The 245-nt window shown below is 40.0% G+C and carries 1 protein-coding gene; it reads right to left on the reverse strand.

The features are described 5' to 3' along the window. On the reverse strand, positions 1-245 hold a 245-nt coding region (locus SB679_RS25840), incomplete at both ends, for an outer membrane beta-barrel protein (RefSeq protein WP_410705230.1).

The raw sequence follows: 245 nt of genomic DNA on the forward strand, positions 1-245 counted from the left end.
ATGCTTCCTGCCACCTGTTTCTCCACCAATGCACCTCCCGTTATATACCCTGTAAATTTTCCTTTCTGGATCACATTGTAATTGACCTGAACCGGAATTCCTATATAATGAACAGTCTGATTTCCTTTAATATAGTTAGCATTGGTTCCTGAATGAAGCTCCGAAGCCAGTTTCGTGTAGTTCAGTCCTGTTCCTATTCCCCATCTTTTACCCAGATTATAGTAAAGTGATAATCCGAATGTTAC

Origin of the sequence: Chryseobacterium sp. SIMBA_029 (assembly GCF_046535275.1) — a bacterium.
GTDB lineage: Bacteria > Bacteroidota > Bacteroidia > Flavobacteriales > Weeksellaceae > Chryseobacterium.